Source organism: Bacillus cereus group sp. N14, assembly GCF_016483555.1.
Lineage (GTDB): Bacteria > Bacillota > Bacilli > Bacillales > Bacillaceae_G > Bacillus_A > Bacillus_A wiedmannii.
The window spans coordinates 88366-104088 of sequence record NZ_JAEHBQ010000011.1; the positions used below are offsets into that span (position 1 = coordinate 88366).

Below are 15723 nucleotides of genomic sequence, written 5' to 3' on the forward strand. Positions count from 1 at the left end.
TTATTTCTCATTTTCGAATTTGTATATACAAAATGCTGTAAATCATTACTACTTCTCTACCATTTACAAATACATATACGTCATATGTAAAGAAGTACTCACATAGAAATTACTATAGTGATTTTTATTCCGAATGAAAGCTTCACTTTACTTATGCACTTACGAAAGGATGGGACGGAAATTGGCATATGAAAGATTTGTACTATGGAATGATGCAGTTATTGATACAACAAAACATCGCGCGTACATAGAACTTGAAGAAAGAGGCTTGCAGTTTGGAGATGGTGTCTACGAAGTTATTCGCCTATATAAAGGAAACTTTCACTTATTAGATCCGCATATCACAAGATTATATCGCTCCATGGAAGAAATAGAATTATCACTCCCTTTCTCAAAAGCAGAACTTATTATCCTACTTTACAAACTAATTGAAAATAATAATTTCTACGAAGATGGAACGATTTATTTACAAGTATCTCGTGGTGTACAAGCTCGTACCCACACATTCTCATATGACGTCCCTCCTACAATCTATGCCTATATTACGAAGAAAGAAAGACCAGCGTTATGGATTGAATATGGTGTACGTGCTATATCAGAACCAGATACGCGCTGGCTACGCTGTGATATCAAATCATTAAATTTATTACCCAATGTATTAGCCGCTACGAAAGCTGAACGTAAAGGTTGTAAAGAGGCTCTTTTCGTACGAAATGGTACTGTAACTGAGGGAAGCTATTCTAATTTCTTTCTCATAAAAAACGGAACTCTCTACACACATCCAGCCAATCACCTTATTTTAAATGGCATCATTCGTCAGTATGTCCTTTCTTTAGCGAAAACCCTTCGCATTCCGGTAAAAGAAGAACTGTTTAGCATTCGCGATGTTTATCAAGCGGATGAATGTTTCTTTACAGGAACGACGATTGAAATTTTGCCGATGACTCACCTTGATGGAACTGCCATCCAAGATGGTCAAGTTGGCCCTATCACAAAAATGTTGCAAAGATCCTTTTCTCAAAGCTTGTTACAATCCAATATGTCATCTTCTTAAACACGAATAATTTCTAACCTTTCTACATTCAATATATGTATTTAAATGGAAATCAAGGTGTAATTTATGCCTTGATTTTTTCTTGTAATCTTTTTGTCATATTCAGATTCCCGCATAAGTCTTGACAGTAATCGACATGCTCTTTAGAATTTTTAACAGTTGGTAAATATTTCTTAACTACATTACAGACAGAAAGGAATCGACAAATTATGAAAAAATACCTTGCCGGTCTTGCGGCAGTGTCTGTAGCAGGAGGAGCAGCACCTACACTTGATAGTGTTCAAGCTGCCCCTGAACAAAATACACAAAAAGCTGCTACAACTGTCCAAGCTTCTGCATCAAACAGCTCATCTTATACGGTAAACGCTAGTGTATTACATGTTCGTGCAGGATCAAGTACTTCTCACGACATCATCTCTCGCGTTTATAACGGTCAATCACTAAACGTGATTGGCGAAGAAAATGGTTGGTTCAAAATTAACATTAATGGAAAAACAGGCTTTGTTAGCGGTGAATTTGTATCAAAAAATGGTGCAAGCAATTCCAATGTAAGTACAACAGGTGGAAACAATAAAGTTACTGCTGATGTATTACGTGTACGTACCGCTCCTAACACTTCTAGTTCTGTTTCAGGACGTGTATATGAAGGACAAGCATTAAACGTAATTGGTCAAGAAAATGGTTGGGTGAAAATCAACCATAATGGACAAGTTGGCTATGTAAGTGGCGAATTCGTATCTGGTGTTTCTTCTAATGCAGGTTCTTCAAACAACAATACGAATAATAACAACCAAGAATCTGTAAAACCAGCAAGCGGAAACTATACAGTAAATGTATCTTCCCTTCGTGTTCGTACAGGTCCTAGCACTTCTCACACAACTGTAGGGTCTGTTACAAAAGGACAAGTCGTACAAGTTGTTGGCGAAGTTCAAGATTGGTTCAAAATCAATTACGCTGGACAAGCTGCTTACGTAAGCAAAGACTACGTAACAAAAGGCGGTTCTAGCGACAACGTTACACAAGGTAACAAACAAGAACAAAATAATAATGTAACCGTTCAAACTGGTGGTACTTACGTTGTTAACGCAACATCTCTACGCGTTCGTACAGGCCCTGCTGCTTACCATAGTGTAATTGGTGGCGTGTTAAATGGGACTACATTAAACGTAGTTGGATCTGAAAACGGTTGGTTTAAAGTAAACTATCAAGGAAAAACAGGTTTCGTTAGTAGCGAGTTTGTAAAATTCGTTAAAGGTGGCACTGCTACTCCTGAACAGCCAAAACAACCTGATCAAGGTGCAATTGGCAACTACTACATTAATGCTTCTGCCTTAAACGTACGTAGCGGCGAAGGTACAAATTATAGAATCATAGGGGCACTTCCACAAGGACAGAAGGTTCAAGTAATCTCTGAAAACTCTGGATGGAGCAAAATTAACTACAACGGTCAAACTGGTTACATCGGAACACGTTACCTTTCTAAAACACCAGTTGGTGGCGCAGTAGATAATAAGCCTAACAACAACCAAAATAACAATAATAACAATAACAATACAGGTAATAATAGCGGCGACAGTTCTTCCATACTTGCATATGCAAAAGGAATGCAAGGCGTACCGTACGTTTGGGGCGGTACTTCTGCTACTGGTGTTGACTGCAGTGGTTACATCTACCACGTATTTAAGAAATTTGGTCATAACATTAGTCGTCAAAGTGTTGCAGGATATTGGAGTAGCCTACCACAAACTTCAAGTCCACAACCAGGTGACTTAATTTATTTCAAAGATACTTATAAAGCAGGTCCTTCTCATATGGGTATTTACCTTGGAGGCGGATCATTTATCCAAGCCGGAGATAAAGGTGTAGCAATCGCTTCATTAAGTAACTCTTATTGGAAGAGCCATTTCTTAGGATACACGAAAGCACCTTAAGTTATATTTTTAGAGCCTTCTAGATTACTAGAAGGCTCTTTTTAATATATGTCACCTATATCCCCGAAAAAATAATGTATCTATTTCCCTATTTCATACACTATATTCTACAAAAACACTCCATAACGTTATCATAATGTATATTTTTACATAAAAAACATAACCTATTTCATGTTTAATCATTTTATATGTGTTTTTTTAAAGAATTTTCTTTTTATTTAAACTTTTCGTTAGACGTTTGACCTCCGATGTCCATTATGATAAGTTACTTAAGATGTTATATTCGTAAACGTATAGACAACTGGTTTATACACTTTTTTTACTATGAGGAAGGAGCATACACTGCATGAATCTTTTATGGGGAATTGGCGGCGTGATTGGAGTATTAGCAATTGCTTTCTTACTATCTTCCAACCGCAAAGCTATTAATTGGCGCACAATTTTAATCGCGCTAGCATTACAAATGTCATTTTCATTTATCGTATTACGATGGGATGCCGGAAAAGCAGGTTTAAAATACGCTGCAGATGGCGTTCAAGGATTAATTAATTTTTCTTACGAGGGAATTAAGTTCGTTGCTGGGGATTTAGTCAACGCAAAAGGCCCTTGGGGATTTGTTTTCTTCATTCAAGCACTACTTCCAATCGTATTTATTAGTTCATTAGTTGCAATCTTATATCATTTCGGTATTATGCAGAGATTTGTTAGTGTCGTTGGTGGCGCATTAAGTAAACTTCTTGGAACTTCTAAAGCAGAAAGTTTAAACTCAGTAACAACTGTATTTTTAGGACAAACTGAAGCTCCAATCTTAATTAAACCTTACTTAGCACGTTTAACAAATAGTGAATTCTTCACTATTATGGTAAGCGGTATGACAGCTGTTGCCGGATCAGTTCTTGTCGGCTATGCAGCAATGGGTATTCCGTTAGAACACTTATTAGCAGCAGCAATTATGGCAGCTCCATCAAGTTTATTAATCGCGAAACTAATTATGCCAGAAACAGAAAAAGTAGATAATAACGTTGAACTTTCTACAGAACGTGAAGATGCAAACGTTATTGACGCAGCTGCACGTGGTGCATCTGAAGGTATGCAACTTGTTATTAACGTAGCAGCAATGTTAATGGCTTTCATCGCATTAATCGCTTTATTAAATGGCTTATTAGGATGGGTTGGTTCTTGGTTCGATATTAAACTGAGCCTTGATTTAATCTTCGGCTACTTACTATCACCATTTGCAATCTTAATCGGTGTTTCTCCTGGTGAAGCTATACAAGCAGCAAGCTTTATCGGTCAAAAACTTGCAATCAACGAATTCGTTGCATACGCAAACTTAGGACCACACATGGCAGAGTTCTCTGCAAAAACAAATTTAATTTTAACATTCGCAATCTGTGGATTCGCAAACTTCTCTTCTATCGCAATTCAATTAGGTGTAACAGGAACGTTAGCTCCTACTCGCCGTAAACAAATTGCACAGTTAGGGATTAAAGCAGTTATCGCTGGTACATTAGCAAACTTCTTAAATGCAGCAGTTGCAGGTATGATGTTCCTATAAAGTGAAACTTTAATCAGTGGGGGTTTTCTTCATCCCCCACTGATTATTAGTTGAACCAATCGGACTTTTATGGGCAGTTGATCCTCACCTAACTTCTTTGCTTTCGCTGAATTTTGAGGTGAGGGTCTTACTGCCCATTAAAGTCGGATAAAATGACGCAAAGTCTCCTCTTTCTAAAGAGGGGGCTTTTTATTATATGTTGTATATTTTTTTGGTATATATTAAATACTTTATGCTTAAATATAAGAACATTATGATACAATAATTAGTAAGTCTGTTTATTTTTTCTTGCAAAAGAGAGATACTACTTGTTGTTGCTCTCCAAAATAACCTAGTCATCCGGTCTATTTCTTAATAATTGCGCATACTACAAGTATCCTTGCATGAATTACCTTTAAGGAGGAAAGTTTTGTGAAAAATAACTTCTATAAAGTCCTCTCTATGTGGATTTTACAAATTTTATTTTATTTTACAACTGTACATGTAACGCAATATGAGCATGCTCTCATTTTTACAATTATATATGTAATTGTTAATGTACTATTTCTATTATTAACTGATAAAACCGCATTTGTTCTTTTTATATTAGCAACCATTACTTCGGTATTCTATCTGTTCTACCAAGCATGGCTTTACTTATGGAGTACATCAGAACAATGGGAATACATTATTACTCACTTCCTAATGGCAGCAAACTTCTTCATCGTATATATCTCCACTCATTTATTAAAGAAGGTTATTCATGAAAATAAAGAATTAACCGAACGCGTGAGAATATTAGAACAATACATTGGAGAATCAAAATTATTAACAAGACAAGAATTCGAAAGACGACAAGCATTATTAATCACTGCAATGAATCGTCGTAATGAAACAGGTGTTATTATTTACTTTGATTTCAATTCCTTTAGTAAATATACAAAGGAAAGTGTTATGAACCGTGTAGCTTCATTATTAGTTGAAACGATAAGAGATGACTTTGATCTTGCTGCTGAATACGATAATAATAAGCTAGTTATTTTATTACAAAACACAAATGAAGCCGGTGCTGACATTGTAATGAACCGTCTAAAGCCAAAAATGGAGCAATGGCTTGCTGCTGAAGCGATCCAAGATATACAAATTTCACGCGAGCAAATTGGGAACAAAGGAAAGACGTTATTATGATGACACTCGTTATACTGCTTTTATTCCTTCTGTTTTGCGTACTCGTTTTTTGGATTAGTATCACATTTTCGATTAAGTATATACTTATCTTTACAGCCTTTCTATTCTCTGCCTTACTTGTTTACTATTCTTTCTTAACACTCGCAGGTTTAGTTCACCGAAATAGTAAACGAAAAGATCGTACGCTAGAACATTATCCAAGCGTCGACATTTTAATACCAGCCCACAATGAAGGGGTCGTTATTAAAGATACTTTAGAGGCGATGGCAAAGATTGAATATCCAGGTAAACTAACTGTTTATTTATTAAACGATAACTCTCAAGATGAGACACCTGAAATTGGTGACGATTTTGACAAAGCTTATGCTCATATTCGTCACATTCGTGTTCCGGCGGGTGAACCAAAAGGGAAATCGCGTGTATTAAACTATGGTCTTAGTATTTCAGATGGTGAATACTTCTGTGTGTATGATGCAGATAACCAGCCTGAACCACATGCACTGCGAATGCTTGTAGAACACGCTGAAACAACCGAGGATGCTGTTGGAGCTGTTGGTCACGTTCGTACTGTAAATGAAAACAGAAACTGGCTAACACGAATGATTTCATTAGAATTTCAAATCTTCCAGCTCCTTATGCAATCAGGACGCTGGTTACTATTCCAAACAGGTTCACTAACAGGAACAAATATGCTTCTTCGTCGCTCTGCATTAGAAGAACTTGGCGGCTATGACCCGTATGCAATTGCAGAAGACGCTGAATTAACATTACGAATTACACAAAAAGGCTATCTCTTACCGATCGTTCCAGAATCGATTACATGGGAACAAGAACCTGAGCATTTAAAAATCCTTATTAAGCAGCGTACACGTTGGCTCCAAGGGAACTTGTACATTTTAGAAAAAATGTTTTCTTCCTTAAGTTTCTTTAAAGGAAAACTTCTCGTCCATTCCTTACAACAAGTTTTAGTGTATGTTGTATTTTGGCTATTCTTAATCATCTCGAACGTTTGGTTTGTAATTGGGTTACTCGGGATATTCCAAATTCAATATAGCATTCCGCTACTATTTATGTGGTATGTCGCATATATTACATATGTTTCTCAATTATTTAGTGCCCAGAGTGTGGAACGAACCTTTACACCAACTAATATTTTTATTAGTGTTATCATGTACTTTACGTACGCACAGCTCTTTACGTACTTATTCATTCGCAGCTTAATTTTATACTTACGTGCAAAGAGCAAGAAACAAGTCATTGGCTGGGATAAAACAGTTCGATTCAAAAAAGAAAAGTAAAACTTTAATCAGTGGGAGTTCTCCCACTGATTTTTATTTTGTAAATAAAAATCAGCACAGAGCGCCGTATGCTCTGTGCTGATTTATTGCCGTATAAATTATATATATCAGACAATACCCCTTAGCTGAAAGTAATTTCACGTCCATCCCCCAACGAACGATTGACCTTCATTTATATACGAAAAAGTGATTGCTATTTTTGTAGAACCAATTGCTTCTCTTGCTGTTCTTTGCGCGTTTCAGTCTTAGGTTCCGTGCTTTCTTGGACACTACGATGTGCCACACGTTTCAAACAAATATGCTTCCACTTTCTTTCGTAACGTTTCATTATTCTAGATGTCCCCCTTGAATGCGCTTTAAAACTATTTGAAATCGCTTACAGGAAATAATATAGCACATATAAATAAACGTGACAACACATTTCCGACAATTTTTTGTCAAAAATACAAATAGAATCCGCAAGATATCGAACATTGTCGAAATGTATCGATTTATCTTCGTATAAAAGGCATACTACTTACATAGTAAAGTATTTTATTTCCCTGACTTGCAGTTAAAATTCCTTCTATATAAAAAAGAGCTGATACATAATCAGCTCCTTTTCCTTCTATTATTAATGACGCTTCATACGTCCTTCTTTTTGTAACTCTTTAAATAATGCTGCCATCATAAAGAAAATAACGAAGACGAATGGGAATGCTGCTATGATAGCTGCCGTTTGTAAGGCTTCTAATCCACCTACATATAATAAGATAGAAGCTAGTGCGGCTAAAACGATACCCCAAACCATTTTAATGCGGTTCGGCGGATTTAAACTACCATGTGTCGTTAACATCCCTAAAACAAATGTCGCAGAATCTGCAGATGTAATAAAGAATGTAGAAATCAGAAGAATTGCTAGCACAGATAAAGCTGATCCAAAGCTTCCCATCTGATCAAACATAGCGAACAATCCTACTTCAGTCCCCATCTCTTTAATTTTTTCAAAGATATGTGCATCGCCGAACAGCTCCATATGAATACCCGTCCCGCCGAAAACAGAGAACCAAAGCGCACCGATTACAGTCGGTACGAGTAACACACCGATAACGAACTCACGAATCGTACGTCCTCGTGAAACACGGGCAATAAACGTACCTACAAATGGTGACCATGCAATCCACCATGCCCAATAGAAGATAGTCCACGACTGAATCCATTGGTTTCCACCTTCATCTAATGGACTTAAGCGGAAGCTCATGCTTGGCAATTCCTGAATATAAGAACCGATTGTTGAAGTGAAGTAATTCATAATAAAGTTTGTTGGACCTGCAAATAATACAATAATCATAAGTGCAAACGCCAAAATAATATTCGCATTACTTAAATATTTAATTCCTTTATCAAGACCTGTTTGCGCAGATAACATAAATAACACGGTTACGATTGCAATAATAACTAACTGTGTCGGCAATGAATTCGGGATAGATGTTAAATAACTAACACCACCAGCAATTTGTTTCGCACCAAGACCTAATGATGTTGCGACACCAAACACAGTTGCAAAAACAGCTAACACATCAAATGAATGAGCAATACGTCCATGTTCCCCGTCTTTGAATAACGGACCTACTGTCGCACTAATTGTACTTGCTTTTCCTTTTCTAAAAGTAAAGTAAGCAATACACAGCGCTACAAATGCATATAGTCCCCACGGATGTAATCCCCAATGGAAAAATGAAAAACGTAATGCAAGACGCGCACTTTCCTCAGTTGCACCTTCTCCAAACGGAGGTGCGTACAAATGGTTTAATGGTTCAGCAACGCCCCAGAAAACTAAACCGATACCCATACCAGCGCTAAATAGCATAGCAAACCATGTCATATAACTATAATCAGGTTCATCATCATCTTTACCTAAACGAATAGAACCGTATTTCGAAACAATTAAAAAGATAGACACACCTAAAATAATAGAAACAGAAATAATATAGAACCATCCAAACTTACTAACTAGTGCAGTTTGAATTGCGGTTGTTACATTTCCTAAGCTACCTTTTCCCATAATAGATTCGGGAATAATCCCCCAAATTGTAAATGCAATACATAATGTTAATGAAACGATGAATGTTTTTGTCAGTTTCCTCATCAAATCCCCCTTCGTAGGTTTCACTTTTGTAAATAACATAAATTCCGATATGTAAAATCGGATAGAAAACTATAATTTTACGGTGATTTTCTTACTTTCACCTTCACCAACTAGAATTCTTATGGACAGCCTTACCTTCCGTATAATCTTTTTACTCTGCAAGAGCTATAAGATCGAAATACTGCTGTCAAATTGTGCGAGAAAAATGCGGATGGGGAATGTGTTTTCCCAAAAAAGGATGTGTTACAGATGTAAAAAAGGGCATTTTTCTTCCTTGCAACCCTTTCTGTTTGTAACAATTATGCGGTTTTTTTGCTAGTATATAGCACGTGTTTATAGTTTCACAAACGAAATGTTTATGTTTATATAACTATATTACCCATAAAACGGTAAAATACTCAAGGAATGTAACCGTTTAGTAAACATTATGTAATACTCCTGTAATATTTTTATTTACGCCGAAAACAATATGTTGTATTAAATATTTTGAATATAAGTAGAAACCTACTAATCATATAGAATGAAAAACGCTTTCTTATATTTTTTGCTATATTACAGGATGTTAACGACTGATTACGAATGGTTTGTAATTGTGTGTTTTCCTCAAATCCGAAAAAATCTGTTGCTATAATGAGGACACGAAAACAAACGCAATGGAGGCTATCATGAAAAAATTAATTGGAATAGCAACAGCAGCAGTTTTTGGTCTTGGGATTTTCACATCATCTGCTAATGCAGAAACTGTTGTAACAACAGACGTACTAAATGTACGCGAAAACCCTACTACGGAATCAAAAGTTGTCGGTAAATTACTAAACGGGAATAAAATAGATGTTCAAAATACAGAGAACGGATGGTCAAAAATCACTTTAGATGGTAAAGACGCATTCGTAAGTACAGAGTTTACAAAAAGCATCTACTACGTAACAGCTAACGTATTAAACGTACGTGCTGAAACGAACACAAACTCAGAAATTCTTGGAACGTTGAAGAAAGACGATATGATCGAAACAACGAACCAAGTACAAAATGAGTGGTTACAATTTGAATATAACGGGAAAACAGCTTATGTTCACGTTCCTTTCTTAACAGGTACAGCACCTGTTATAGAGAAACAAGAACAACCTGCTCCTGCTAAAACTGTAGCACCAGCTAAAGCGCAAGCACCTGCAGCACAAGCAAAACCAGCTGCTAAGCCTGCTGTGAAAGCTGCTGAAACTAGCACACCTTCTGGTGGTCGTGAGTTAACAGTTGTAGCTACAGCATATACAGCTCACCCAAGCGAAAACGGTGGCACATACGGTGGCCGTGTATTAACTGCAATGGGTCATGACTTAACAGCGAACCCAAACATGAAAATGATCGCTGTTGACCCGAAAGTAATTCCATTAGGATCTAAAGTATGGGTTGAAGGTTATGGAGAAGCTATCGCTGGAGATACTGGCGGTGCAATTAAAGGTAACCGTATCGACATTCTACTTGGATCAGATAGCGCTGCTCAAAAATGGGGACGCAAAACTGTTAAAGTGAAAATTTTAAAATAACCAATGACTGCTAAAGCCGGTTCTCTTTGTTGAGAGCTGGCTTTTATTTTTTTATAATAACTATAAGGAGGTTATGTTCATGAATGTACAAGCAAAAGTAGACTGGATCGGTACACCAAAACCGTATATATATAAAGATGAAGTAACATACGACGCTACTTCCATTGACTTTTCACTCGCTGGCGATGACAATCGATATAGATTAATTGTGCTCAGCTTTGAAGAAAATACACATTACAAAATTGTCCAATATGGAATCAAACCCGGCTCACAAAAGCCATTTCCTATCGATATTCCATTCGAACAAAACATGTTACCAATTATAGAACAAATATTACATGATCCATATGTGCAAGCGATATTAAAGGAAACGCGCTCATAATTGTAAAAAAGGATATCACCTCGTCGAATTTTTTCGGCTAAGTGATATCCTTTTTATTTTCCCTTCGTAAACATGAGTAGAGAAAAATATATTAACGGTTCGACACGAAATATCGATTTACTGACAAAGATTGACAAGAGAAGTAAACTACAAAAAAGATGCCGTTCAAAAATATTGAAAAACACCTTTCCACCTCCATTCACAGTTACAATATGATAATCCAAATTTCATTTTTTCTGTTTTGAGCATTTTTTGTTTATAATGGTAAAGGAAAGAAATATGTGTACGGAGGAATATTATGCTGCAACACTCAATTACGAAAGATGAAATTATGATGATTGCGAATGAGTTCGTTCAAGGACTAGATCCACAGCAAACAGCTGATCAGGAACATGTCGCTACAGCTCGGCACCTATATCGTAGTGGTGTTGTCTACAACGTTGACTTTGATGGTTATACGCTATCAGGAACTGTAGATGCTGCAGGCAGCGTATATAGCGTCCATATCCCGATTCGTAACGTCGCTGAAAGCTATTGCGATTGCTTTGCACCAACGCAATGTGAGCATATGCTCGCTGTTTTACTATCTGCAGCATCTAGTTTCGGGCAAGTAGGAGATGTATTAACTTTATTTAAAAATAATACGAAACCTTCCCTTCCTCCTATTCGAACTGCAAGACAAGTATTGCAATCATCAGCGTTTGAAGAAACGGATTATAAAAGTTGGCAATCGTATTTTGACAACGAATATGAATCATTTAAAAAAGAACAAGCTCGGCTTACTTATAAACAAATGTATTTTCTTATGAGTATTTTTACAGACTTCTATACGAAACTCGAGCGGAAAGCTCCGCGTATCGTTGCGATACATGAGTTGTTCAGGCTACACGCAGCGCTTTATTGCTTTCAAAAATTATTAGAAGAAATTCAGGACTTCGAAGCAAATAAAACGTATTCTTATCACCAGCCTGTTAACGTCGTTCGCTTATTTGTAGATAAAGTGGAATCCATCGTTCGGGACTTACAATCAGAAGCGATTCCTTCAGAGTCTGAAGCAATTTTGCAAGAAACAGCTCGTCTCGTTCACGAAGTATTCTTCTCCACCGATGCCTATACGCAAGAAAGATTTTTTATTTATCGTCACATATGGAGTGAACTCTTACACAATAAAGAGAAACTGCAAGAAGAAGAAAAGCGAATCGATACGAAAATCAATCCACTTTCCAAAGCATTAGCATCTTCTCACCTACTCTTTTTAAATGACGAAGACCTATTAGCGATGGACTTACTAAAAAAACAGCCTGCTTCTGTTGTAAGTCTGTACTTCTATTGGTTAGAAGAGCTATTAAATACAATGCAGTGGGATCGTGCGAAAAACTGGCTTTCCTTTACGTATAAACAAGTGAAGAAAACGATACATGAGCACGAAAATACGATTTTCATAAAAGATATCGTTCGCTTATTTGTCATCATGTATGAAACGTATGCAACCCATACAAATGAACAAGCCGGACTCGAAATGATTTTGCAAGAGCTACTACCATATAGTTTCGCAAACTATGAGCAATACGTACTCGCGAAAAAGCAATATCGTACATGGGCAGAACTTCAGCTCTTACATGGGTTTGAAGCAATTGAACTTTTGAAAGAGCCGCTGAAAGATATTGAAAAGGAAGCACCAGAAGCAGCCCTTCCTCTTTATCACCTTGCTGCTACCGAGGCCATTGAAGAGCGAAACCGCAAATCATATAGACGTGCAGTTCGTTACTTAAAGAAATTACGTACATTATATAAACGATTAAAGCGCACTGATGAATGGGATGCTTTCATTATTCACATCGCAAACTTACATTCACGTCTGCGTGCACTACAAGAGGAATTACGGAAAGGAAAATTAATCGATGATCAATCAAACTGAAGTAACAATTAGGCTCCAGCATGTTAGTCAAGGTTGGTTCCTTTGGGGAGAAAATGACAGCGGTACTCCATTATCCGTAACAAGTTGGAAACGAAATGCATTTACGTGGCATTCCACTTCCTTCTACGGCACGTTTCTAAAAGAAGCGACCTTTGAAGGAAAACAAGGTGTTATGCTAACAAACGCACAAGCATTTGAATACATCGCTAATAAACCGATGAACTCCTTTGCCCATATTCAAATGAATGGCCCTATTACAGCACTTACGAAAGATGCGAACGAATTATGGGATGCCTTCACAAGCGGTAGCTTCGTACCTGATATGGAGCATTGGCCCAAACAACCATCTTGGAAAGTGCAAAATACCCCAATCGAAGATGACACATTGGCATCTCTTTTCTCGGCCGCGGTAAATGAAAGCATATTACAAGATAACCGTTCAAACGATGGATGGGAAGATGCCAAGAGACTTTATGAACATTACGACTTTACGAAAAGACAATTGGATGCAGCACTACATGAAGAAGATTGGCTTCGAAAAATTGGTTACATTGAAGATGACCTTCCGTTTACAATCGGACTACGGCTACAAGAGCCGCAAGAAGAATTTGAAATGTGGAAGCTTGAGACAATTGTTACACCAAAGCGCGGGGCACATCGCATATATGTATATGAAAGTATCGATTCTTTGCCAAAACGATGGCACGATTATGAAGAACGTATTCTTGAAACACAAGAAGGATTCAGTAAGCTCGTACCGTGGTTAAAAGAAGGCGATACATTCCGAAGTGAGCTCTTTGAAACAGAAGCGTGGAACTTCTTAACAGAAGCAAGTAACGAATTACTCGCTGCAGGTATTACGATTTTACTGCCATCCTGGTGGCAAAATTTAAAAGCGACAAAACCAAAATTACGTGTGCAGCTGAAGCAAAATGCTACGCAAACGCAATCTTTCTTCGGCATGAATACACTCGTTAACTTTGACTGGCGCATTTCAACGAACGGCATTGATTTATCCGAAAGCGAATTTTTCGAACTCGTTGAACAAAACAAACGGTTATTCAATATAAATGGTCAATGGATGAGACTGGATCCAGCCTTTATTGAAGAAGTACGAAAGCTTATGAACCGTGCCGATAAATATGGACTAGAAATGAAAGATGTCCTTCAGCAACATTTATCAAACACTGCTGAAACAGAAATTGTAGAAGAAGATAGTCCATTTACCGATATTGAAATCGAGCTAGATGGATATTATGAAGAGCTATTCCAAAAACTATTGCACATTGGAGATATTCCAAAAGTAGATGTCCCTTCTGCACTAAACGCAACACTCCGTCCGTATCAACAACATGGCATTGAGTGGTTATTATATTTAAGAACGCTTGGATTCGGAGCATTATTAGCTGACGACATGGGACTTGGAAAAAGCATTCAAACGATCACTTACTTACTATATATAAAAGAGAACAATCTCCAAACAGGCCCTGCTTTAATCGTGGCACCGACATCTGTTCTTGGAAATTGGCAAAAAGAATTTGAGCGTTTCGCACCAAATTTACGTGTTCAGTTACATTATGGAAGTAACCGAGCGAAAGGCGAATCATTTAAAGACTTCCTTCAATCAGCAGATGTTGTATTAACATCTTATGCATTAGCTCAGCTTGATGAAGAAGAACTTAGTACGTTATGCTGGGATGCTGTTATTTTGGATGAAGCACAAAATATTAAAAACCCACATACGAAACAGTCGAAAGCAGTACGAAACTTGCCAGCAAATCACAAAATCGCTTTAACCGGTACACCGATGGAAAACCGACTTGCCGAGCTTTGGTCTATTTTTGACTTCATTAATCATGGATATCTCGGCAGCTTAGGACAATTCCAGCGCCGCTTCGTCTCACCAATTGAAAAGGACCGTGACGAAGGAAAAATCCAACAAGTTCAACGTTTTATCTCGCCGTTTTTACTGCGTCGTACGAAGAAAGATCAAACCGTCGCATTAAACTTGCCTGATAAACAAGAACAGAAAGCGTACTGTCCACTTACTGGTGAACAAGCTTCCTTATATGAACAACTTGTTCAAGATACATTGCAAAATGTAGAAGGATTAAGCGGGATTGAAAGACGCGGATTTATATTACTCATGCTGAACAAACTTAAACAAATTTGTAACCATCCTGCTCTTTATTTAAAAGAAACAGAACCAAAAGACATCATCGAACGTTCCATGAAAACGAGCACGCTAATGGAACTAATTGAAAATATAAAAGATCAAAATGAAAGTTGTTTAATCTTCACACAATACATCGGTATGGGGAACATGCTAAAAAATGTGTTAGAAGAACATTTCGGTCAGCGCGTCCTCTTCTTAAACGGTAGTGTACCGAAGAAGGAACGTGACAAAATGATCGAGCAGTTCCAAAACGGAACGTATGACATTTTCATCTTATCGTTAAAAGCAGGTGGAACTGGCTTAAACTTAACCGCTGCCAACCATGTCATTCACTACGACCGTTGGTGGAATCCAGCTGTAGAAAACCAAGCAACAGACCGTGCATATCGTATTGGTCAAAAACGCTTCGTTCACGTTCATAAACTTATTACAACGGGGACACTCGAAGAGAAAATTGATGAAATGTTAGAAAGAAAACAATCCTTAAACAATGCCGTCATTACAACCGATAGTTGGATGACCGAACTATCTACAGATGAACTAAAAGAATTACTTGGTGTATAAACA

General features: G+C 37.3%; 10 protein-coding genes. 9 read left to right on the forward strand and 1 reads right to left on the reverse strand.

What is annotated here, in order from left to right; genetic code table 11:
- Positions 1-169: 169 nt before the first annotated feature.
- The 5 genes from JDS82_RS16855 (at position 170) to JDS82_RS16875 (ending at position 7008) form a co-directional block, all read left to right on the forward strand.
- On the forward strand, positions 170-1054 hold the full coding sequence (locus tag JDS82_RS16855; RefSeq protein ID WP_061673549.1) for a D-amino-acid transaminase: 885 nt from the start codon (positions 170-172) through the stop codon (positions 1052-1054).
- Between the two features lie 209 nt (positions 1055-1263).
- The gene (locus JDS82_RS16860; protein ID WP_064449588.1) at positions 1264-2985 is read left to right on the forward strand and encodes a C40 family peptidase; all 1722 of its coding nucleotides are present in this window, start codon (positions 1264-1266) and stop codon (positions 2983-2985) included.
- Between the two features lie 346 nt (positions 2986-3331).
- Complete coding sequence (locus JDS82_RS16865; protein ID WP_001051033.1) at positions 3332-4543, forward strand: NupC/NupG family nucleoside CNT transporter; 1212 nt, start codon at positions 3332-3334, stop codon at positions 4541-4543.
- A gap of 411 nt (positions 4544-4954) precedes the next feature.
- The gene (locus JDS82_RS16870) at positions 4955-5710 is read left to right on the forward strand and encodes a GGDEF domain-containing protein (RefSeq protein WP_048566680.1); all 756 of its coding nucleotides are present in this window, start codon (positions 4955-4957) and stop codon (positions 5708-5710) included.
- Positions 5707-7008 (forward strand): glycosyltransferase family 2 protein, encoded by a 1302-nt coding sequence (locus JDS82_RS16875; RefSeq protein ID WP_000988744.1) that lies wholly within the window; start codon positions 5707-5709, stop codon positions 7006-7008. Before JDS82_RS16870 ends, JDS82_RS16875 begins: the two co-directional genes overlap by 4 nt.
- A 613-nt stretch (positions 7009-7621) precedes the next feature.
- On the opposite strand, the gene opuD is transcribed toward JDS82_RS16875, so the two are convergent.
- Positions 7622-9136, reverse strand: coding sequence for a glycine betaine transporter OpuD (gene opuD / locus JDS82_RS16880; RefSeq protein ID WP_048566681.1), 1515 nt, complete (start codon positions 9134-9136; stop codon positions 7622-7624).
- Positions 9137-9801: 665 nt separating this feature from the next.
- On the opposite strand from opuD, the gene JDS82_RS16885 reads away from it, so the two are divergent.
- The 4 genes from JDS82_RS16885 to JDS82_RS16900 all read left to right on the forward strand — a co-directional run bounded on the left by JDS82_RS16885 (position 9802) and on the right by JDS82_RS16900 (position 15720).
- Positions 9802-10680, forward strand: a complete 879-nt coding sequence (locus JDS82_RS16885) for a cell wall-binding protein EntA (RefSeq protein WP_064473143.1) — start codon at positions 9802-9804, stop codon at positions 10678-10680.
- A gap of 79 nt (positions 10681-10759) precedes the next feature.
- Positions 10760-11062 carry a DUF3910 family protein gene (locus JDS82_RS16890; RefSeq protein ID WP_001102531.1) on the forward strand — a complete coding sequence of 101 codons (303 nt, stop codon included), beginning with the start codon at positions 10760-10762 and terminating at the stop codon, positions 11060-11062.
- A gap of 298 nt (positions 11063-11360) precedes the next feature.
- A complete protein-coding gene (locus JDS82_RS16895; RefSeq protein WP_000939124.1) occupies positions 11361-12980 on the forward strand; it encodes an SWIM zinc finger family protein in 1620 nt (539 codons plus the stop codon).
- Complete coding sequence (locus JDS82_RS16900) at positions 12964-15720, forward strand: DEAD/DEAH box helicase (protein ID WP_199713615.1); 2757 nt, start codon at positions 12964-12966, stop codon at positions 15718-15720. Before JDS82_RS16895 ends, JDS82_RS16900 begins: the two co-directional genes overlap by 17 nt.
- The last annotated feature ends 3 nt before the right edge of the window (positions 15721-15723 follow it).